Origin of the sequence: Paenibacillus sp. P3E (assembly GCF_001909045.1) — a bacterium.
GTDB classification, from domain to species: Bacteria; Bacillota; Bacilli; order Paenibacillales; family Paenibacillaceae; genus Paenibacillus_AQ; species Paenibacillus_AQ helianthi.
In genome coordinates, this window is sequence record NZ_LVWH01000165.1 from 141,578 (window position 1) to 162,273 (window position 20,696).

A 20,696-nucleotide genomic window follows, 5' to 3' on the forward strand; every position below is an offset into this window, starting at 1 on the left:
TACTGTTCTACTTGATCAAGACTCCATGGATGCCCAATAAGTTCATGCTCAACTAATATTTTAAATTTGTTGTTCTATACCGTAGATTCTATGTACAATAAGCTAAAATAAACATTTCGTTCTATAGGGAGGCATTCTGTGACACACAAAAACAGCCACGGGGTCTACGGCTTCCGCTTCAGTGAGCCTGACCGTCTGTCACTCTGCCATCTTTTCGCAGTCGGACATGAGATCGTGACGGACTCCTCCTATCACTGGAACGGCATGAGCCGTACGGATGGACCACTGCTGCTGTTCCAATATACCGTAGAAGGACACGGAATGTTCGAGACGGATCTGGAGACCCACCGCATCGGGCCGGGCCGGGCGTTCCTGACTGAAATCCCCGGCAGCCACCGTTATTATCATCCCGGTGATTCAGTGCCATGGGAATTCTATTTCCTGCTCTTCCGGCCGAAGTCCCTCCTGCCTCTCTGGGAAGACATTAAGTCCAAGCTCGGAGCCGCTCCGGCCATTGTCCCCGGCAGCAGGCCGATCCGTATCCTGCGCGACATTGCCCGTGAAGCCCATTCGGGAAGAATTTCAGATCCCTACATGGCCTCCTCCCTGCTGCATCAATTCATGATGGAGCTCGGCAGACTCTCTCTGGGCGGACCACGGGACACAGTGGAATGGCCTGCCGCTATTCGGGATTCCGTCCAATTCATCGACACCCATTACAGCTCCATGATCGGCCAAGAGCAGCTTGCCGGGCAAATGGGACTCTCCAAATTCCACCTGCTGCGTACATTTAGCAAATATGTCGGCCTGACCCCCAATGAATACTTGAACCGGACCCGGATTGAACGCGCTGTAGAACTCCTGGGAACCACCGATTGGAGCATTGAGACCATTGCATCCCAGGTCGGATATTCCAGCGGCAGCTACTTTATCAAGGTCTTTCAAAAGCTGACGGGCCAGACTCCAGGCTCTTTCCGGTCCGAAAGCGGCGGGTTGAATTACAGCCGTCTCTTTTTCTGAGTTCCCTCCCTCTGCCTAATTTCAAACCATTAAATCCCTTACTTTATTGTGGAATTCAACTTTTGAGGAAGCATACTTCCTCCCTCCATAACCATACTAAAGACATCTTGGATATCCATGGAGGGATAAGAGGAATGGGTAAACGAATGAACCTGCTGATGTTCAGCGGGGAGTATGACAAGGCTATGGCGGCGCTGATTCTAGCTAATACCGCCCGGGATATTGATGTCGAGGTCACGATGTTCTTCACGTTCTGGGGATTGTTCCTGGTCCGCGATCCGGACAAAATGACACTGGAGGATAAAACGATTTACGAAAAGCTCATGGATGTGATTACCCCTAAGGGGCCGGAGCAGCTTCCGCTCTCGCGGATGAATTTCAGCGGCCTTGGGAAGATGATGCTGGAGGAAATGATTGAGGATCAGGGAGCGCCGAAGCTGATCCACTTTTTGAAGGGAGCCCGCAAAAAAAACATCAAGTTCTACGCCTGTAAGCTGAGTGTTGAAATTATGGGCTTCAAGCCGGAAGAGCTCCTGCCCGAGGTCGAGATCATTGATGCCGCAACCTATCTGAAGGACGCGCTTGAAAGCGATATGCAGCTGTTCATCTAGCCAGATCCTTTCCGACTGGTTCTGGGCTTTAACCTATTTCTGCAAGCGGGCATATACTGGGGCCATACGAAGAAACGGCTTCGCCGGCCACTTAAGGACGGTATCCGTTTCAGCGGGAAATATTAGGATGATTGATGATGTGAAACCCATGCATCCTAATATTTTCAAGAAATTATTGGCTGGAGGGATTGTCCGTGCTGAGTATCCACCGCACTTCTACGGCAGAGGAGCCCGTTTCCTTGCAGGAGCATTTCGCAGCTTTTCGCGAGCATACGATTGGGGGCCGGCATGTGATTTCAACGCCCTATGGCCGGCAGCCACTGCTCTATGCCGACTGGACAGCCAGCGGAAGGCTGTATGAACCCATAGAGCGTAAAATCCAGGAGAGTTTTGGACCCTATGTAAGCAACCCACACACAGAATCCAATACCACGGGGTTGACGATGACCGGGGCCTATAATGAAGCGCGGAGAATTATCAGGGACCATGTGAACGCCGGACCGGGGGATGCTCTGCTTTTCTGCGGCAACGGCACTACGGGCGCAGTGAATAAACTGATGCGCCTGATGGGCCTGAAACTTCCGGAATGGATGCAGGAAGAGTATCTCTGCCCCCCTGAGGACCGCCCGGTCATCTTTGTCAGTCATATGGAGCATCACTCCAATCTGCTGCCGTGGCAGGAAGGCATCGGTGATGTCGTCACCGTCCCTGCCGGTTCAGATGGAACGATGGATCTGCGGCAGCTGGAGCACCTGCTGATGCTCTACCGGAACCGCCGCTTCAAGATCGGCTCCTTCACTGCCTGCTCTAACGTGACCGGTATTCAGACCCCTTATCACAGGCTCGCCGCGGTGATGCACCGCCACGGCGGAGTTTGTTTTGTTGATTTTGCCGCCAGCGCTCCGTATATCCCCATCAACATGCATCCAGATGATCCGCTGGAGAGGCTGGATGCCATCTTCTTCTCACCACATAAATTTCTGGGCGGCCCCGGCACAGGCGGAGTACTGGTCTTCGATGCAGATTTAAAGAGAGGCCGTCAGCCGGATGAGCCGGGCGGGGGAACGGTGGTATGGGTCGACGCCTGGGGAGGGCGCCGCTATATCCATACGGTTGAAGTCGGTGAAGACAGCGGAACTCCGGGGTTCCTGCAAGCCTTCCGTACAGCGCTGTGCCTGAAGCTGAAGGATGCCATGAACGGAGATGGCGGATTCATGATGGAGAGAGAGCACCAGCTGTGCAGCCGGCTGCTCGCCGGACTTGATTCTATCCCGGGCTGCACGATCCTTGCAGGAGAACACACCCGTCGCCATGGGATCGTATCCTTCAATGTACAGGGGATTCATTATAATCTTGTGGTCAAACTGCTTAATGACCGGTTTGGCATCCAGGCACGCGGAGGCTGCTCGTGCGCAGGACCTTATGGCCATCATCTGCTGGGTCTTGACCGGGAACGCTCGCGTGAATTTATCCAGGCGATTCATGCTGGCGACCAGTCGCTTAAGCCGGGTTGGGTCCGCCTCTCCCTGCACCCTATTATGACTGACGGCGAGGTGGAGCGGATGATAGGCGCCGTCGGCAGCATTGCCCGCCACATTGGCGTATGGCAGCAGGATTACCGTTATAACCACACGACTAACAGCTGGCTCCACTTTGCCGAAGAAGGCGGAACCGGGACGGCTGTCCGCGAATTATTCGCGTTGTAGCGATTCACCGGCAGGAAGATTCTCCTCCCTTACCCGCGCGGCCCGGGCGAACCGGGCCTCAATGGCCTTAACCCCCCAGAGTGAGACTCCGATAAAGAGCAGTACGTAGAGGATTTCCCAGGGATGGCGGATGAACCGTTCCATATCATTTCCGATATAGGACACTGCAAACACCATGATGGCTTTGCCTGCGCATAGCGCAATCAGGTACGAGCGCAGCCGCATCTGGGCCAGCCCGGCAGCCATATTGATTACGACAAACGGTCCGACCGGGAATATGCTGAGCAGAAACACATAGCTGAAGCCGCTGTTGCGGACCCAGGTCATGCTCTTTGCAACCTTGGGCCGCAGCGCCCACTTGCGCAAGTAGGGGTGCGAGGCGATTTTACGGATAATCAGGAACGTAGTTACACAGCCCGCAACCAGCCCGAGCCAGGAATACAAAAAACCCAGCCACAGCCCGTACACCGCCCCATTGAGTCCCACGATCGCAATCGTCGGCAACGGCGGCACAAAGGACTTCATAAAGGTGAGCCCGACTCCGGGCAGAGGCCCCAGCGACCGGTATTGCTCCAATAGCTGCCGGAGGCGCTCCTCCGTAAGCCATGACATCATATCTAAATAAAACATAGGATTCCGCTCTCCTCATCCATAGTTGAAATGGCTTAACATTGAGCCTCAATTATACAATACTTTTCGCTGGATGCGGTGTCTTGACGCACATCGGATGGACAAGCGGAGAAAAGCCCGGCACGGGAATAGCCAAAAAAGGCCGCGATCCTAAGATCGCAGCCTTGTAACGCTTCTGACAGCTCAGATATGTGTTTCTATGACGGTAACTGGTTTGATTCCGGCAAAAAGCAGTGTCGTCACATGCTTGCGCGCATCGGCTGTGAGCAGCAGCAGCTCTTGAGAGCTTTTACCCGGATCACTGCTGATGAACTTCACTCTCGCTCCGTCCAGATCCTCCTGGATACTGGTAATGGAGTAACCCTGCCGCAGCAACGTGTCAACCTCCAGCCGTTCCTTGTCGAATTCAGAATATGCAGACATTTAGACCACTCCTCCGCTGATTTCTGCTTGAGAGGGACGCGGCGATTCCGCTTCAAAGCGTTTGCGGTGCAGGTATTTGCCGGACCCTGCCTTGCCTACATACTGCTTGTCACGGATGACGAATTCCCCTCTGCTCAGCACAGAGACGGGCTCACCCTGGACCTCCATGCCTTCAAAGGCATTGTAATCCACGTTCATATGATGGGTACTGGCAGAAAGGGTTCTTTTCACAGCAGGGTCGAAAATAACGATATCCGCATCGCTGCCTACAGCAATGGTGCCCTTCTGAGGGAACAGCCCAAACAGCTTGGCGCTGGACGTTGAAATGATATCAACAAATTGATGAAGAGAAATGCGGCCTTTCTGCACACCTTCGGAATAGAGCACACTGAACCGGTCTTCAATGGTTGGTCCGCCGTTCGGAATTTTCGAGAAGTCACCCAGACCCAGATCCTTCTGCCCCTTGAAGTTAAAAGAGCACTGGTCGGAGCCGATCGTCTGCAGTGTGCCGCTCCAGAGCGCATCCCACAGCACATCTTGGTTCCACGCTTCGCGCAGCGGCGGAGACCAGACATATTTGGCCCCCTCGAAGTCCGGCTTCTCAAGGGCCGTCTGATCGAGTACCAGATACTGCGGACAGGTCTCTCCGTAGACACGCAGCCCTTTCCGGCGCGCTTCAGCGATCTTCCAGGCGGCTTCCGCACAGGTTACATGCACCACATAGAGCTGCGAATCGGTCAGCTCTGTCAGAGAAGCAGCCCGGCCGGTAGCTTCACCCTCCAGCTCCGGAGGCCGGGTCAAGGCGTGGTAGATTGGATCGGTATTACCGGCAGCCAAGGCCTGCTCTACCAGATATTCAATCACATCGCCATTCTCAGCATGGACCATCACTAGTGCGCCTTCCCGCTTGGCGGCCTGCAGCGTCTTGTACAGCACGCCGTCGTCGGCCTGGAACGTGTTCTTGTAAGCCATGAACACCTTCAGCGAGGTGATGCCTTCCTTCTCAATAATCTGCGGCAGTTCGCCGAGCACTGTATCGTTCAGCTCTGAGACCATCAGATGAAAGCTGTAGTCTATGACAGCCTTATCCTGCGATTTCCGGTGCCAGGTATCCACAGCCTGCTGCAGCGGCTGGCCTTTGGCAGTCAGGCAGAAGTCAATAACCGTTGTTGTCCCCCCGTAAGCGGCGGCAATGGTTCCGGTCTCGAAGTCGTCGGCGGTTACCGTGCCGCCAAAGGGCATGTCCAGATGGGTATGGGGATCGATGCCCCCTGGAAAGACATAATTGCCGGAAGCGTCAATGATCTCCGCACCCGGCGCTTCCAGATTCAGGCCAATTCCGGTAATTATCCCGTCTTCCACCAGGATATCTCCTTTATAGGTGTCTGCTGCGGTAACTATAATGCCGTTTTTGATGATCTTCTTCATCCTTATACCACCTCCGCTTCCGAGTACGAGCCGTTCAAACCACTGATCACCTGATTCCGCTGATTCCAGGTCAATGGCGCTGCCCCGCTGTCCAGAGCGACCATATCAATTGCACCGTCTGCCGGACAGACAATCGAACACAGATTGCAACCTACACAGTCTTCCTCACGCACTTGCAGAATCGCCTTGCCCTCGGCATTGGTCAGCATATCGATACATTGATGCGAGGCATCCTCGCAGGCAATATGGCATTTATTGCAGTTGATGCAGTTCTCTTCATTAATCCGGGCCACCACTTTGTAATTCAGATCCAGATCGCCCCAGTTGGAGTATTTGGGCACCGACTTGCCGATCAGCTCTGTGACTGAAGCGAGGCCTTTGTCATCCAGATAGTTGTTCAGGCCGTCGATCATCTCCTCGACAATCCGGAACCCGTGATGCATCACCGCTGTGCAGACCTGGATGCCCGTTGAACCCATTAGCATGAACTCCACCACATCCTGCCAGGTGGAGATGCCGCCGATCCCGGAGATCGGCACACCTACACCGCGGTCGCGGGCACATTCAGCGACCATGCTAAGAGCGATCGGCTTCACTGCCGGACCGCAATAACCGCCGTGCGCCCCTTGCCCGCCCACATTCGGAATGGTATTCCAGCTGTGGATATCCACTCCGGCCAGGCTGTTGATCGTATTAATCAGACTGATCGCATCCGCGCCGCCCTTGACAGCGTGGCGGGCTACCACCGTAATGTCGGTAATATTCGGTGTCAGCTTCACAATGACGGGAGTGGTCGCCACTTCCTTGACCCAGGTCGTCTGGGCCTGCACCAGATCAGGCTGCTGGCCGGAGGCAGCGCCCATCCCGCGCTCAGCCATACCGTGCGGACAGCCGAAGTTAAGCTCCAGCCCGTCTACACCGACAGCCTCGACCCGCTTGACGATTTCATGCCACTTCTCCTGCTTGGGTTCCACCATCAGGGAGGCGATAATCGCATGATTCGGAAATCTTTTCTTCGTTTCATAGATTTCCTTCAGGTTCACCTCAAGCGGACGGTCTGTGATCAGCTCAATGTTGTTAAAGCCCGCTACGCGCTGTCCGTTAAAATGTACAGCTGCAAAACGCGATGAGGTGTTAATCACCGGCTCTCCGAGCGTCTTCCACACCGCACCTCCCCATCCTGCCTCAAAGGCGCGCTGCACTTGGTAGCCTGTATTGGTAGGCGGGGCAGAGGCCAGCCAGAACGGATTGGGTGACTTGATTCCTGCAAGATCAATACTCAAATCTGCCATTAATGTTCCCTCCCTGTCATGTATGTCCGGCAAGAACAACCGGTCTTGTATTCGCACAGCAACCCCAATTTATACGGCAGAGCCCAGCACGCTATCCTGAAGGCCCGACATTTGCTTCATAATGGCATAAGCAGCATCCTTACCCTGCTGGGCAGCGGAGACCACCATCGCTTCACCTTTGCCCGAGCCGAAGACGATATCCCCGGCGGCATAGATCTGAGGATCGGAGGTCAGGCCGGTTCGCTCATCGATCTTAACGACGCCCCACTCGTGCTCCAGGCCCAGTGCTTCAATGAGGTCAACCCGCCGTTTCTGCCCGATGGCCACGACCACCGCATCCACCGGCATGAGGAATTCCGAGCCTTCCACAGGCATCGGTGTCAGACGCCCATCCTTGCCAGTCTCTCCGGTTAGCTTCATCTGGACACACTCCAGAGCAGTCACATTGCCCAGCTCATCCCCGATAATCCGCTTGGGCAGGGTCAGCCAGCTGAATTCCACGCCTTCCTGCTTGGCGAATTCATATTCAAAATCATAAGCCGTCATCTCCGCGAGCGTCCGGCGGTAAACCATCTTCACATTCGCCGCTCCCAGCCGTACCGAGCAGGTAGCCGCATCAATCGCTGTGTTGCCTGCGCCAATAACGGCGACCCGCTGGCCCATCAGCTCCAGTGCCGGAATGCCTGTCTTTGTGGTTTCCACAAGTTCTATAGCATCATAGACCCCGGAGAGCTTCTCTCCTTCAATACCCAGCGGCGGAACATAGCCCATTCCCGCAGCCAGTACGATGGCATCATACCCGGCCTTCAGTTCTTCCACGGAGATATCAACGCCCACCTTCACCCCTGTACGGATCTCTACGCCCAGCTTCCCGACCTGCTCCACTTCCCACAGGGATATGGACTGCGGCAGCCGGAACGAGACGATTCCGTGTGTATCCAGTCCGCCCGCAAGCTCCTTCGCTTCATAGATCACCACACCATAACCTTCACGCGCCAGTTCTCTGGCCGCAGAGAGTCCGGCCGGACCGCCGCCAATCACCGCGACTCTTTTGCCGTTCGGAACGCCCGCCTTAAATAATTCCACCCCGCTGTTAATCGCCCAATCGGTGGCATAGCGCTGCAGCAGCCCGATTTGGATCGGCGCAGAAGCGTCATTCAGCACACATGCCCCTTCGCACAGCTCCTCCGTTGGGCAGACACGTGCGCAGCTTGCGCCCACCGGATTGGCATCCATGATGGTTTGTGCCGAGCCCTTCAGATTGTCCGTGGCAATACGTTTAATGAAAGAAGGAATATTAATGCTGGTCGGGCAGGCCTTGATGCAGGGGGCATCGTAACAATACAGACAACGATTGGATTCTTCGATCGCACCTTTGCGGGTAAGGCCACGTTCAGCCTCGGCGAAACCCCGCATGAACATATCGGGCGTAAATGTGTTTAACGGAGAAGAGTGCTCCATCCGTATCCCTCCTTCTGTATGAGTGGTTTCCGCTTGAACTGCATGTTTGTGTTATATAATATAACATTATTACGAGTATTGCCTTAATATTTTACTTACTTCTCAGGATTATTGTAGTAAAATGAACAATAAACCTAATTTTATTTCTATTTTCTTTTGGTTTAGGTTAACTATCCTAACACGTTATATTGAAACTATAGTAAATTCCATTTTTCGTTACATTAGACAGATTGTCTAATTTCAAAAGTGTATTTTCTACACCAGGCAGGAAGCCGGTCATACATCAAGCGAGGGGGAAGTTTATGGATTGGGAGCTTGTATTTACGATTCGTGATGCGCTGAAAAGACCGCTGTTCGCCGAAGCAGAAATCGCCGGTGGAAGAACCGGCCTGGGCCGGGCCATCCGCTGGGTGCATGTGCTGGAGAGCGCGAGCTTTGAAAGTCTGATCCACGGGGAAGAGATGATTCTGACCACCGGCATAGGGGCAAGCGCCGATATGCCCTCTTCCTTATCTTTTATGCAGAATCTGATTGATAAGAACGCAGCCTGCTTATGCATTGAGCTGGGAGCCTATTTCAGCAGCATTCCGCAGGAAATGATTGATCTCGCCAACCAGCATGACTTCCCGCTGATCATTTTCACCCGCACGGTACGCTTTGTAGATATCACCCTTGACCTGCATTCCCTCATTATCAACCGCCATCACCGCATGCTTCAGGAGCTAGAAAGTATCTCCCGTGAGTTCCACCGTCTGACACTAACCTCTCAAGGTGCGCTCAAGGTTCTGCAATTATTATGCAAAAGCACCCGCACGCAAATTGTATATATGCAGCCGCAAGGGAAACCCCTGTTCTTCCCGGCGCTCCCGCCCGAGGAGCAGACTCCGCTCCTGAGCTTCTTCGAAGCCTTCGGTGAAGAGATGGAAGGCGTGCAGCCGGATGCTGCCCCTTATATCCGCGACTACGGCCACAAGACGATTGCCCTGAAGCCGGTAGGCGCGCTCGATCAGACCTGGGCTTATATTCTGATGGTCTGCAATCACAAGCCGCAGGAATTCGACTGTCTGCTGCTCGACTCTGCCTCACTGTCCATCGCACAGGAGCTGCTGCGCACACGGTATATGGAGGAACGCAAGCTATTCTCGGAGAATCTGTGGGTGGATGAGCTGATTGGCGGCCGGACCCAGGATGACAACCGGCTCAAAGGGCTGGTCGGTCCCGACTTCAATATCGTGAATGAGCTGCCGTACCGCGTGTGCCTGATCGAAATCGAAAATCCCCGCGACGTGAAATGGAACAGCTCGGAGAACGACTGGGAGTCGATCACCTTTCACCTGTCGCTCATCCTGCGCTCCATCTTCGAGAAGTACTCGCTGCGCCCGCTGATTACACTGAAGAATAACCGCCTCACGGTTATCGCCCTTGATATCCAGTCCAAGCTGCCGGGCAAGCTGCGGCTCCAGCAGGCACTGGATGCGCTGCAGCACATCCGTTCCGACGAGAAGCTGAAGGACCTGCAGCTCGTCATCGGAGTCAGCAAGTCCCACCGGGGTCTGAAACACGCCTATGCCGGTTACCAGGAAGCCGTACAGGCACTGTCTCTATATTCTTGTTATCAGAAGTCAATTCTGTTCTATGAAGAGCTCGGCGTCTTCCAGCTACTGCTGAGCCTGAATGACGGCAAGACACTGGAGAACTTCATCCGCAGCTATCTCGGCCCGCTGATCGACCATGATATGGCGAAAGGAAGCGAGCTGCTGCTGACCCTGCGCGTCTACCTCGACCACGACGGCTCGAAACAGATCGCCGCCCGGAATTTGTTCATCGTCAGACAGTCCCTTTACTACCGGCTGGACAAAATCACCGAGCTGCTGGGTGAAGACTTCATGCTTCCGGAAAACCGCATCTCCATCCAGGTCGCCCTGCGCGCCTATCAGCTTCTGTATCCCGAGAAATTCACTCTGCCCAGCTCCCGTTCAGCACAGCTGTAACGGTGTCGAGGATGAACTGGATATCCGCATCGGTGGAGGATAACGGAGGCGCAAGGGTAAGCACATTGTTGAAGCCAGCTACCGTATCGCCGTTTTTGCCGATGATCAGGCCTTTCGCTTTGCATTCGGCAATAATCCCCTTAACGACAGCCAGATCAGCGGGCTGCTTGGTGACCTTGTCCGCTACCAGTTCAATGCCAATGACAAGTCCGAAGCTGCGGATATCTCCCACCAGCTTATGGTTCAGCAGTTCAGCGAATCCGGCAGTCAGCTTCTTGCCCAGAATATCCGCGCGCTCCACCAGGTTCTCCTGTTCCAGGATTTCCAGATTGCGCAAGGCAAGCGCACAGGCTGCCGGATTACCGCCAAAAGTGTTCACATGGCGGAAATGCCCGTAGTCGTCACTGTTGTCCTTGAAGGCCTCGTAGATATCCTTGCGGACGGCCGTTGCCGACAGTGGAAGGTAGGCACTGGTCAACCCTTTGGCCATGGTGATTATATCCGGTTTCACGCCAAAATTCTGATGCCCGAATTTGCGGCCGGAACGCCCGAAGCCGCAGATCACCTCGTCAATAATCAGCAGGACTCCGTGCTTGCGGCAAATCTCCTGAACCCGGTCCAGATAAACCTGGTGCGGCACAATGACGCCGCCGCCGGTAATGACCGGCTCCATAATAACTGCCGCTACCGTCTCCACGCCTTCCCAGACGATCGTATCCTCAATAGCCTGCGCACTCTGAAGGTTGAATTCCTCCACGGTCATTCCCGCTGGACGTCGGTAGCTGTCCGGCGGGGCTACATGCAGAAACCCGCCGCTCAGCGGCTCGTATTTATATTTCCGCTGCGCCTGGCCGGTGGCCGAGAGCGCACCAAGGGAGCTTCCATGATAGCCCCGGTAGCGGGCGATGAATTTATGACGGTAATGCTGGCCGATCTGCTGCTGGTATTGGCGGGCGATTTTGAAGGCTGCTTCATTGGCTTCTGACCCGCTGTTGGAAAAGAAAATAACATAGTCGCCTTCCAGCCATTCATTCAGCTTCTCAGCTAGGGCAATTGCCGGCATATGGCTCTGCGTGAGCGGGAAATACGGCAGGCTAAGGAGCTGATTGTAAGCCGCCTCTGCCAATTCTTTGCGTCCATAGCCAACATTCACACACCACAGGCCGGACATGCCGTCCAGAAACTTGTTGCCGTCAATATCCGTCACCCATGAGCCGCTTGCTTCTACTGCGATCATCGGCGGATTCTTTTCATTGTAAGGGGTAATATTATGCCACAAATACTGCTGATCCTTTTGAATGGCCCGCTCGCTATCGTTCCCCAGGCTTTGCATGGCACTCTCTCCTCTCAACATTCCATAGTAGTCAATAACGTGCGGTAACCATTTTCTTGCGGGTATAGAACTCTACGCCGTCCCTGCCGTTCGCATGCAGATCTCCATAAAAGGATTTCTTGTAGCCCGAAAAAGGGAAAAAGGCCATCGGCGCAGGCACGCCCAGGTTAACCCCCAGCATTCCCGCATCAATCTCTTCCCGGAATTCCCGGATCGCCTTAGCGCTGTCCGTATAGATGCAGGCTCCATTGGCAAAAGGGGACTGATTGGTCACGGCAATGGCCTCGGCCAGATCTTTGACCCGTACCACAGCCAGCAGCGGCGCAAAAATTTCATCCTGCCAGATCGTCATGCCCGGCTGCACACGGTCGAATATGGTCGGCCCGATGAAGTAACCCGCTCCGGCTGCCGCATGGTCCAGTCTACCGTCCCGCACCAGCTCCGCCTGTTCCTTAATCCCCGTTTCGATATAAGCGATCGTACGCTCCTTGTTCGATTGGCGTATCACCGGGCCAAGAAAGACTCCCTCATCCTTGCCGTCGCCGATCTTCAGGCCATCAGCAGCTTCACTCAGGCGGCTTACCAGCCTATCTGCGATCTCCTCATGCACAACCACCACAGAGCAGGCCATACAGCGCTCACCTGCTGAGCCAAAGGCGGCGGAAATGATGTTTTTGACCGCGTTATCGAGATCGGCATCAGGCAGTACTATGGAATGGTTCTTAGCCCCTGCCAGGGCCTGCACCCGTTTGCCGAACGATGTTCCGTGCTTATAGACATACTCCGCAACCGGCTGGGAGCCTACAAAGGAAATAGCTTTGACTTCCTCGTGCTCGAGCAGACCGTTCACCACCTCATGCGCCCCGTGCACCACATTCAGCACCCCAGGCGGAAATCCAGCTTCCGCAAACAGCTCGGCCAGCCTGTTCATCAGCAGCGGCGTACGCTCGGAGGGCTTCAGGACAAAGGTGTTGCCGCAGGCGATCGCCAGCGGGAACATCCAGCAGGGCACCATCATCGGGAAGTTGAATGGCGCAATGCCGCCGACCACCCCAAGCGGGTACCGGTACATACCTGACTCGACACCGGTAGCAATGTCCGGCAGCTGACTGCCCATCATCAGTGTGGGAATGCCGGCGGCAAATTCCACACATTCAATGCCGCGCTGCACTTCTCCAAGCGATTCCTCCAGGCTTTTGCCGTTCTCCAGCGTGATCAGTCCGGCCAGCTCGTTCCAGTGCTGAACCAGCAGCTGCTGGTACTGGAAGAAATAGCGGGCCCGGCGCGGTACAGCAACCTTTTTCCAGGAAGAGTACGCCTCTGCTGCCGCTTTCACCGCATCATCCAGCTCCTCCCGGCTGGAGAGCGGCACATAAGCGATGACCTCACCGGTCGCCGGATTGAATACTTCTTCCTGCTGTCCGGAGGAGGACTCCACCCACACCCCATTTACGTAGTTCTTTACTTTCTCCGTTTGCCTTACAAGCAGAGACATCTTCTGCACCTCTTTCCGCCTTCTGGGCTGCTGATTATAATAGATGACCGCCCATCCGGCGGTCATCTATAGGAATATGAGTGTATCCGCGTTATTTTGCCGCCATCTCCACAATTTCGTTCGTATAGGCTTCATCCACCTTGGATGCTGTCTTGATGACGCCGAACTTAAGGGCGATATCTGCCGTCTGCTGGAACGCCGCCGCATCGGTATAACCCATCTTGGAAGCGTCGAAGCCTTCCGGCTGAATCAGCTTGGCAACCTCGGTCATCATCGTCAGCTGATGCTCCCGGGTGGTGCTGCCCTTCTCAGCCAGCTTCATGACACTGTCAACCGCAGCTTCCGGATCGGCAATCGCGTCCTTCCAGCCTTTCAGGGAAGCACGGACAAACTTGGCGGCTGTTTCCTTGTTGGCTTCAAGCCATTCCTTGTTGGCGAAGAGGTTGTCTTCCAGCATCGCCACACCTTCATCATTCATGTCGATTACATTCAGATCCTCTGCCTTAATACCCGATTCCAGCACGACCTGATATTCGTTATAGGTCATGGCCGAAGCCGCGTCAATCTCCCCGCCGAGGAACTGGTCCATCGTGAAGCCCTGCTTGGTAAATTTCAGGTCCTTATTCGAATCCAGTTTGTATTTATCGAAGAGTGCCAGAATCTCGAACTCGTTGCCGCCCATCCAGTTGCCGACCTTCTTGCCCTTCAGGTCAGCCGGTCCACTGATGCCCGCATCCTTTTTCGATACCAGCACCAGTCCGCTCTTCTGGAAGATTTGCGCAATCTGCACCAGCGGCATTTCCTGCTCCTGACTGGTCAACAGACTGGCGACCCAGTCTACGCCGATATCCGCCGATCCCCCTGCGACCTGCTGCTCCGGCACAATGTCCGGACCCCCGGGCAGAATTTCAACTTTCAGCCCTTCTTCCGCGTAATAGCCCTTGTCCTGGGCCAGGAAGTAACCGGCGAATTGAGCCTGAGGCACCCATTTCAGCTGCAGCTTGACCGTGACCGGATCTGCAGCGGGTTCCGTTGTTGCCGCCGCTTCCGGCGATGCAGAAGCCTCTGTTCCGGCCGTCGCCTCAGCCGCCGGAGCCGCATTGTTATTATTGCCGCCACACCCTGCCAGCAAAGAAATCATCATGATAAACGCCGCTACCAGCACCCCGCCACGAAACTTGCCCTTCTTCCTGTTCATCAAAACAACTCCCCCTACCCGTTTGAGTTTTCATTTCGGCAAAAGCCACAGCATGGTTACCAGCGTGATGCTCTATGCATACGGCCTGCGGAGGGGTTCTCTATCTCCCTCTTCGCAGAAACCGGATGTAACGAATTCAGGTATCAGGACCGCTGAGAGGAGTGCCACTTGATGAACACCTTCTCCAGCCGCTCCACAATCAGGTAAAAGAGGACTCCGGCAATGGCTGCCAGCACGATACAGGACCAGCCGAGCGGCATTTTGGCCACTTTGATGGAATTGGAGAGCAGGTAGCCGAGGCCCCGCGAGGAGAAGAAGAATTCCCCGACAATAGCTCCGATCATACTCGCGGTAGCATTGATCTTCAGCGCGGTGAACACATAAGGCAGACTGTTCTGGATCCGCAGGTAGCGGAATACCGCCGGCTTGCCGGCTGCATACGAATGCATCAGATCCAGAGCAAGGGGGTCAACCGCAGCCATGCCCTTGTAGGCATTAATAGCCATCGCTGCCATCGTTGTCGCTGTAACAATTGCGGCCCGGGACCCGATGCCGTCCCCGAACCACAGGTTCATAATCGGAGCAAGCGCCACAATCGGCACAGCGTTCAGTGCAGCCACCAGGGTCAGGCTCCCTCCGCCCCAGCGGGGCCAGGCCGTTGCCGCCAAGGCGATCAGGAAGCCACAGGCCGAACCGATCAGCATCCCCACCACTGCCTCGGTCAGCGTATAGCCGGTATAGGAGAGCAACAGGCTGAAATGATCCCGTATTGCTTCCGCAATGGCCGAGGGCAATGGAAGCTGATATTTCTTGAGATCAAAGAGCTTGTGGAAGACCTGAACCTCCCAAAGGATCAGAAACAGCACACCGGCCAGCAGGGGCAGAATCACACCCGGATTCAGCCATTTGGATGGCCGCCGGGGACTTCGACGTTTATCAGGATCTGTTGTAATTTCGTTGTTAGTTGATGTGATCGGAGCCGTTGCTGCTTCTTTGCCTGATGATGCAATGAATGGTATATCCCGCACAGTAGTATTGCTCTCCATCAGCGGCTGCCCCCTTTCGGACGGAATTCCGGTTGCCATGGCGCTACCAGGCGTTCCACCAGACTCATCAGCCAATAGCTGGCCATCCCCAGCAAGGCTCCAACAAGCACTGTTGACCAGAACATATACGTATGGGAGGGACCGTAATAGAGATTACGCAGCATGATGACACCGATGCCATGCTGTGCGCCCATGAGCTCCACGAGGATTGCCCCGGTTACTGCGAGCGGAGCTGCAATCTTCAGTCCGCTGAAGAGGCCCGGCAGTGCAGCCGGGAAGCGCAGCTTCCAGTACACCGCCCAGGGCTTGGCAGCATAGGAGTGCATAAGCTCCACCGCCGGCAGATCCACGCTCCGCAGCCCGCGGAGCATATTCAGCGCGACTGGAAAAAAGGTGATGTAGCCGGAGATGATTATCCGCGACACCTGCTCGTCGCGCACAATGCCATAGATGATCGGGGCCAGGCCCAGAATCGGAATCATCTGCGAGGCAACCGCATAAGGGAAGGCAAGCTGTTCAATCGTCTTCGAGAGACTCATCAGCACCGCGAGGACCACTCCGGCCACTGCACCGATCAGAAATCCGACACCTGCATTACCAAAGGTGGCTCCCCCCTCCTTCAAGAGCGTGCCGCTGTACTTCCATAAGGTCGCCGCCACTTCATGAACGTAAGGCAGCTTGGATTGGGCCAGCGGCGTCTTCGCCACATTCAGCAGCCACCAGGACACCGCCTCCCATACCACCAGCAGACCGAAGATCCAGACGAACAGCGGCAGCACGCGGTCCCGCATAAACGTACTGTTCCCCTTCATCTCTACACCCCTTCGAAGCTGTCGCGGATATGGGCGATCAGTTCAAAAAACTGCGGACTGTTTCTCATCTCCGCCGTGCGCGGACGAGGGAGTGGAATATCCACAATCGCGGACAGCCTGCCCGGATGCGGAGATAACACGAACACGCGGTCCGAGAGAAAGATCGACTCGGGAATGCTGTGGGTTACGAAAACAATAGTGCTCTGCACCTTGTTCCAGACGGACAGCAGCTCCTCATTCAGACGCTCGCGGGTGAATTCATCCAGCGCCGAGAACGGTTCATCCATCAGCAGGATCTCCGGCTCCATCGACAGCGCTCTGGCGATGGCAACCCGCTGCTGCATCCCTCCGCTGAGCTGCCACGGATATTTGTCTGCGAAGCCCTGCAGGCCTACAAGATCCAGCAGTTCCAGCGCTTTGTCCTCACGTATGGATTTCTTCACACCCATCAGTTCCAGAGGCAGTGTAATATTATGCTTCACCTTCCGCCAGTCATACAGGACCGGACTCTGGAAGACGATGCCGTATTTTTGGGCCAGACGGGCTTCGCGGGCACTCTTGCCGGCCACCGTAACGTCCCCGCCGGTTGGTGTTATAAGATCTGCCATCAGTCTCAGCAGTGTAGTTTTGCCGCAGCCGGACGGGCCGAGCAGAGAGACGAACTCTCCCTTGGCAATATCCAGGCTCACTTGATGCAGCGCAAGTACATCGGCTGTATCGGTCTGGTAGCGCATCTCTACGTTCTGCAGCTGTATTTCAGGAATTCTTGCCGCGACTAATGACATATCCAGCTCCCCCTTCACTCCTGAATCGGATTTTATTTTCTTATTTATGTTATATAACATAACACAAGTTCGCGCATAACGATTACTTTCCTTCATCCATGTAGGATTAACTAACATGTTACACTTTGCTCCGGTGACTCTCACTAGACAAAAAGTAAAATAGCGTCTGAAAAATTCCGTCACTTTGTCTAGGTGGAGCCTATACAGTATTAAAAATTGAGACTTTTTCCGATAAAGTAGGTATATATCATCATGCGGACAACCTTCATACCAAAGATTACACGATCTATGATTGATGCTATCTCACTATATCTTTCGACGATTAGGAGACAATCTGCCTATGCTCAACGCTTACGTCCATCCATGGAGGTCTGAACGATGGGATCCATGATTTCGAATTATATTGTGATTGTTGCGATCTCCGGTGTGCTGAATGTGCTGCTGGCTCTTTTTGCCTATTATAAAAGAACCGATTTCGCAGGAACCCGGGCCTTCATCCTCAGCTCCTTCACTTCAGCAGTCTATACCTTCGGCTTCGCTCTGGAGCTGTCGGGCCGGACCATGCCGGAAATCAGCTTTTGGATTAATGTCGAGTATCTCGGACTGCCCTTCATTGCTCCCTCTAGTCTGATTATGATTATGTATTTTGTTGGACTGGAGCGGCTGATCCAAAAAGGGCTGGTTACCTCGCTCTATGTCATCCCCTTCATCTCCGTCCTGCTCGTATGGACCAACGATTATCATCACTTGTTCTATCAGTCAATGCATTTCCGGGAAGGTGCGCCTACACCGCTGATCGATATCGTGATGGGACCCTGGTATATTGTTCAGGGCAGTCTGACTTTTGGCTGTATGCTTGCGGGCATGTGCCTGATTCTCTGGCAGTGGAACCGGATGAAGCGCGTCTACCGCAGACAGCTGTCCATCATCTTCATCGGGCAGTTTCTCCCGGCTCTGGGGGCATTCCTCTATTTAATGGATGCAACCCCTTATGGGATGGACCCCGTACCCGTGATTATGAGTGTCACCTCGACCCTCTATATATGGGCTATCCTTTCCAGAGGTATGCTGACCGCCGCTCCGATCGCCCGCGAGAATCTCTTCGAGAGCATGCGCGACGGTGTGCTGGTTACGGATCTCTCCGATATGCTGGTGGATTACAACCAGGCCGCTATGGACATGCTGCAGGATCTGGATGCCTCAGCCATCGGCAAGCCTTTGGCCCAGCTCTTCCTTCCAGCGGGGCAGGATGCCGTTGACTATGTCATGAACTCCGATCCGCAGCTCAGTGAAGAGCGTGAGCTGGGCTGGAATATCCACGGTGAAACCCGTTATTACCAGGTCAGATCCTCTCCGGTGCAGAAGCACGATGGACATCTGGTGGGAAGGATGATTATGCTGATTGATGTCACGGAGCGGACACTGCTGCAGGAGAAGCTGCTCCAGCTGGCCACCATCGACAGTCTCACCGGTATTTACAACCGGATGCATTTTATGGAGCTCAGCCGACAGCTTTTGGAGGAAGCTTCACTCAACCTGACGCCGGTCTCAGTGATTTTGCTGGACATCGACTTTTTCAAAAGCATCAACGACCGATACGGTCACCATTATGGAGATATGGCACTGCAGCATATTGTAGCCGTATGCAGCAAGCATTTGCGGGAGGGTGATATTTTCGGGCGTTACGGGGGAGAGGAGTTTGTCCTCTGTCTTCCAGGAACCCCGTTGAAGCAGGCCGCTCTGTTATCTGAAGCGATTCGTGAGGATATTGAGCGCAGCTCCGTCTATACAATTTCCGGGTCCATTCATGTAACAGCAAGCTTCGGAGTGGTGGATTCCTCAAGCAAGAACCTCTCTCTCGAAGAACTGCTCTCCGAAGCCGATCATGCCCTATATACCTCCAAGCGAAATGGGCGTAATGCGGTTCACGTATCCAGCGGCTCCTCAATCACCCATTTCACACCAGTATAAGCGGTCTGATTGCCCGCCGGTGGTGCCACAGCAACGGCGTTTCTGCCGTTGTTTCGGGGCAAACCCGTCGGCGGTGCCACAGCAACGGCATTTCTGCCGTTGTTGCGATGCTAAAACCGTATTCACTTAACAGCATAGCCGTTGCAAATTTCCAGTTTAGAGTTGCACGGATGGCCTCATTAGACGCGACGCCGAGCGAATTGGAAAAAGTGAACTTAATTCGTCCTCACCCACTTCTCAGTAAGCACATGTTGGAAAAAGTAGAACTAATTCGTCCGATTTCCTCCCTTTCAGGTAAATTCGCTTAAATTAAGTCTACTTTTGGACTTCCGTCAAGAAAGTGGACATAAAAAAATAGATTTATGCGGTCTTTTTCTTTTTGAACTTCGCTGCAAATTGGACAGGGGAAAGATAACCCAGTGCACTGTGGATTCGCTTGCGGTTATAAAAAAACTCAATATACTGGAACATCTCATCCTGCGCTTGCTGTTTTGTTTTGAATTTGGTGCAATAGACAAACTCTTTCTTTAGGATGCTATGAAAGGATTCGATACAGGCATTGTCATAGCAATTCCCCTTGCGGCTCATGCTCGCCTTCATACGGTATTTGTTCAGCTCTTCCAGTCTCCAGCCGACGATTTCTCTCGTGCAGAGGTCGAGCACACTGGCCAGGTACAGTCTACCTTGCCGGCAGGGAATGTAGGTAATGTCTGTGACCCAGACTTTGTTGGGTTCGGCTGTCGCAAATTTTTGATTCAGCAGGTTGGGGGCAATGGGGAGATCGTGATTGGAATCCGTCGTCTTGACACGAAACCGCTTGGCTACACACGAACGTAATCCGAGCTCTCGCATGTATTTTCCTACTGTCCGCTCGCTCAGGGTGTACCCTTCTTTTCGCAGAAGGTCGGTGATTTTGGGGCTGCCATAACGTCTGTGGCTATCTTTGAAATGATAGTGGATTCGCTGGAGTACCCGTGCCTTACGCTCTGCCTGCGGACTCACGGTAATGCTTTTCCATTTGTAATACCCGCTCCGGGACACTTTAAGAACACTGCACATCCTCTCCATTCGAAACTCGGAGCGGTGATCTTCGATGAACTGAAATCTCAGTTCTTTGGTTTGCTGAAGATGTGCACGGCTTTTTTTACGATGGCAAGCTCCTCTTCGACGTCTGCAATCCGCTGTGCCCTTGCCAGTAATTCTTTTTCTTGTTCCGCCAGCCGCTGCTCCAGTTCGCGAACCTTTTCCGCACTGTTTACAGGTTCATTGCCGAACTCCCGATACTTCGCCAGCCAGTTATGCAGCACACCAGGGGAGATGCCCAGCTCCTCCCCAATCTCCACCACCGTCTTCGTCTGTTCCTGAATATACTTGACGGCTTCTCTTTTAAACTTTTCATTGTACCGTTGCCGTTGTTCACCCATGTGAACACCTCCTCGTTAAGTTCATTATTCATGCTCTCTTAACGGGTGTCCACTTTTTATTCTACTTGCA

General features: G+C 54.0%; 18 protein-coding genes. 5 read left to right on the forward strand and 13 right to left on the reverse strand.

Annotation, left to right across the window (positions count from 1 at the left end):
- The first annotated feature begins 138 nt into the window (after window positions 1-138).
- The 3 genes from A3842_RS15655 to A3842_RS15665 all read left to right on the forward strand — a co-directional run bounded on the left by A3842_RS15655 (window position 139) and on the right by A3842_RS15665 (window position 3,337).
- Window positions 139-1,020, forward strand: coding sequence for a helix-turn-helix transcriptional regulator (locus A3842_RS15655; RefSeq protein WP_074102000.1), 882 nt, complete (start codon window positions 139-141; stop codon window positions 1,018-1,020).
- A 134-nt stretch (window positions 1,021-1,154) separates the two neighbouring features.
- On the forward strand, window positions 1,155-1,631 hold the full coding sequence (locus tag A3842_RS15660) for a DsrE/DsrF/DrsH-like family protein (protein WP_074087401.1): 477 nt from the start codon (window positions 1,155-1,157) through the stop codon (window positions 1,629-1,631).
- 194 nt (window positions 1,632-1,825) lie between these two features.
- Window positions 1,826-3,337: an aminotransferase class V-fold PLP-dependent enzyme gene (locus A3842_RS15665; protein ID WP_143186292.1), complete on the forward strand. Its 1,512-nt coding sequence runs from the start codon at window positions 1,826-1,828 to the stop codon at window positions 3,335-3,337.
- Here A3842_RS15665 and A3842_RS15670 read toward each other — a convergent pair.
- The 5 genes from A3842_RS15670 to A3842_RS15690 all read right to left on the reverse strand — a co-directional run bounded on the left by A3842_RS15670 (window position 3,323) and on the right by A3842_RS15690 (window position 8,571).
- Window positions 3,323-3,967: a TVP38/TMEM64 family protein gene (locus tag A3842_RS15670; protein ID WP_074087403.1), complete on the reverse strand. Its 645-nt coding sequence runs from the start codon at window positions 3,965-3,967 to the stop codon at window positions 3,323-3,325. The two genes, A3842_RS15665 and A3842_RS15670, sit on opposite strands and share 15 nt — an antisense overlap.
- Window positions 3,968-4,150: 183 nt before the next feature.
- On the reverse strand, window positions 4,151-4,390 hold the full coding sequence (locus A3842_RS15675; RefSeq protein ID WP_074102002.1) for a hypothetical protein: 240 nt from the start codon (window positions 4,388-4,390) through the stop codon (window positions 4,151-4,153).
- A complete protein-coding gene (hydA, locus tag A3842_RS15680; protein WP_074102003.1) occupies window positions 4,391-5,818 on the reverse strand; it encodes a dihydropyrimidinase in 1,428 nt (475 codons plus the stop codon).
- A 2-nt stretch (window positions 5,819-5,820) separates the two neighbouring features.
- On the reverse strand, window positions 5,821-7,110 hold the full coding sequence (gene preA / locus A3842_RS15685) for an NAD-dependent dihydropyrimidine dehydrogenase subunit PreA (RefSeq protein ID WP_074102004.1): 1,290 nt from the start codon (window positions 7,108-7,110) through the stop codon (window positions 5,821-5,823).
- Window positions 7,111-7,179: 69 nt separating this feature from the next.
- Window positions 7,180-8,571 carry an NAD(P)-dependent oxidoreductase gene (locus A3842_RS15690; protein WP_074102005.1) on the reverse strand — a complete coding sequence of 464 codons (1,392 nt, stop codon included), beginning with the start codon at window positions 8,569-8,571 and terminating at the stop codon, window positions 7,180-7,182.
- Window positions 8,572-8,873: 302 nt separating this feature from the next.
- Here A3842_RS15690 and A3842_RS15695 point away from each other — a divergent pair, with 302 nt between their 5' ends.
- On the forward strand, window positions 8,874-10,562 hold the full coding sequence (locus A3842_RS15695) for a PucR family transcriptional regulator (protein WP_074102006.1): 1,689 nt from the start codon (window positions 8,874-8,876) through the stop codon (window positions 10,560-10,562).
- Here the strand turns inward: A3842_RS15695 and A3842_RS15700 are convergent.
- From A3842_RS15700 to A3842_RS15725, 6 genes are all read right to left on the reverse strand, one after another.
- Window positions 10,528-11,895: an aspartate aminotransferase family protein gene (locus A3842_RS15700; RefSeq protein WP_074087409.1), complete on the reverse strand. Its 1,368-nt coding sequence runs from the start codon at window positions 11,893-11,895 to the stop codon at window positions 10,528-10,530. The genes A3842_RS15695 and A3842_RS15700 overlap by 35 nt on opposite strands.
- A 31-nt stretch (window positions 11,896-11,926) precedes the next feature.
- Window positions 11,927-13,390, reverse strand: coding sequence for a CoA-acylating methylmalonate-semialdehyde dehydrogenase (locus A3842_RS15705; protein ID WP_074102007.1), 1,464 nt, complete (start codon window positions 13,388-13,390; stop codon window positions 11,927-11,929).
- 91 nt (window positions 13,391-13,481) lie between these two features.
- Complete coding sequence (locus A3842_RS15710) at window positions 13,482-14,588, reverse strand: ABC transporter substrate-binding protein (RefSeq protein ID WP_074087411.1); 1,107 nt, start codon at window positions 14,586-14,588, stop codon at window positions 13,482-13,484.
- Window positions 14,589-14,731: 143 nt separating this feature from the next.
- Window positions 14,732-15,673 carry an ABC transporter permease gene (locus A3842_RS15715; protein WP_256701710.1) on the reverse strand — a complete coding sequence of 314 codons (942 nt, stop codon included), beginning with the start codon at window positions 15,671-15,673 and terminating at the stop codon, window positions 14,732-14,734.
- The gene (locus A3842_RS15720; RefSeq protein ID WP_083606897.1) at window positions 15,634-16,446 is read right to left on the reverse strand and encodes an ABC transporter permease; all 813 of its coding nucleotides are present in this window, start codon (window positions 16,444-16,446) and stop codon (window positions 15,634-15,636) included. Before A3842_RS15720 ends, A3842_RS15715 begins: the two co-directional genes overlap by 40 nt.
- 2 nt (window positions 16,447-16,448) lie before the next feature.
- Window positions 16,449-17,231 (reverse strand): ABC transporter ATP-binding protein, encoded by a 783-nt coding sequence (locus A3842_RS15725; protein WP_074087412.1) that lies wholly within the window; start codon window positions 17,229-17,231, stop codon window positions 16,449-16,451.
- A 378-nt stretch (window positions 17,232-17,609) separates the two neighbouring features.
- On the opposite strand from A3842_RS15725, the gene A3842_RS15730 reads away from it, so the two are divergent.
- Entirely contained in the window at window positions 17,610-19,202 is a 1,593-nt protein-coding gene (locus A3842_RS15730) for a histidine kinase N-terminal 7TM domain-containing diguanylate cyclase (RefSeq protein ID WP_074087413.1), read from the forward strand.
- A 360-nt stretch (window positions 19,203-19,562) separates the two neighbouring features.
- On the opposite strand, the gene A3842_RS15735 is transcribed toward A3842_RS15730, so the two are convergent.
- Both A3842_RS15735 and A3842_RS15740 read right to left on the reverse strand, forming a co-directional pair.
- Window positions 19,563-20,402, reverse strand: coding sequence for an IS3 family transposase (locus A3842_RS15735; protein WP_305953390.1), 840 nt, complete (start codon window positions 20,400-20,402; stop codon window positions 19,563-19,565).
- A complete protein-coding gene (locus tag A3842_RS15740; protein WP_074102009.1) occupies window positions 20,309-20,626 on the reverse strand; it encodes a transposase in 318 nt (105 codons plus the stop codon). Before A3842_RS15740 ends, A3842_RS15735 begins: the two co-directional genes overlap by 94 nt.
- Window positions 20,627-20,696 lie beyond the last annotated feature (70 nt).

What these genes read in the sequence shown, in the direction of transcription:
- A3842_RS15695 (WP_074102006.1), top strand. Translation starts at nt 8,874, where the DNA reads ATGGATTGGGAGCTTGTATTTACGATTCGTGATGCGCTGAAAAGACCG.
- A3842_RS15700 (WP_074087409.1), bottom strand. Translation starts at nt 11,895, where the DNA reads ATGCAAAGCCTGGGGAACGATAGCGAGCGGGCCATTCAAAAGGATCAG.
- A3842_RS15730 (WP_074087413.1), top strand. Translation starts at nt 17,610, where the DNA reads ATGGGATCCATGATTTCGAATTATATTGTGATTGTTGCGATCTCCGGT.
- A3842_RS15710 (WP_074087411.1), bottom strand. Translation starts at nt 14,588, where the DNA reads ATGAACAGGAAGAAGGGCAAGTTTCGTGGCGGGGTGCTGGTAGCGGCG.
- preA (WP_074102004.1), bottom strand. Translation starts at nt 7,110, where the DNA reads ATGGCAGATTTGAGTATTGATCTTGCAGGAATCAAGTCACCCAATCCG.
- A3842_RS15740 (WP_074102009.1), bottom strand. Translation starts at nt 20,626, where the DNA reads ATGGGTGAACAACGGCAACGGTACAATGAAAAGTTTAAAAGAGAAGCC.
- A3842_RS15670 (WP_074087403.1), bottom strand. Translation starts at nt 3,967, where the DNA reads ATGTTTTATTTAGATATGATGTCATGGCTTACGGAGGAGCGCCTCCGG.
- A3842_RS15675 (WP_074102002.1), bottom strand. Translation starts at nt 4,390, where the DNA reads ATGTCTGCATATTCTGAATTCGACAAGGAACGGCTGGAGGTTGACACG.
- hydA (WP_074102003.1), bottom strand. Translation starts at nt 5,818, where the DNA reads ATGAAGAAGATCATCAAAAACGGCATTATAGTTACCGCAGCAGACACC.
- A3842_RS15660 (WP_074087401.1), top strand. Translation starts at nt 1,155, where the DNA reads ATGGGTAAACGAATGAACCTGCTGATGTTCAGCGGGGAGTATGACAAG.
- A3842_RS15715 (WP_256701710.1), bottom strand. Translation starts at nt 15,673, where the DNA reads ATGGCAACCGGAATTCCGTCCGAAAGGGGGCAGCCGCTGATGGAGAGC.
- A3842_RS15705 (WP_074102007.1), bottom strand. Translation starts at nt 13,390, where the DNA reads ATGTCTCTGCTTGTAAGGCAAACGGAGAAAGTAAAGAACTACGTAAAT.
- A3842_RS15725 (WP_074087412.1), bottom strand. Translation starts at nt 17,231, where the DNA reads ATGTCATTAGTCGCGGCAAGAATTCCTGAAATACAGCTGCAGAACGTA.
- A3842_RS15690 (WP_074102005.1), bottom strand. Translation starts at nt 8,571, where the DNA reads ATGGAGCACTCTTCTCCGTTAAACACATTTACGCCCGATATGTTCATG.
- A3842_RS15720 (WP_083606897.1), bottom strand. Translation starts at nt 16,446, where the DNA reads ATGAAGGGGAACAGTACGTTTATGCGGGACCGCGTGCTGCCGCTGTTC.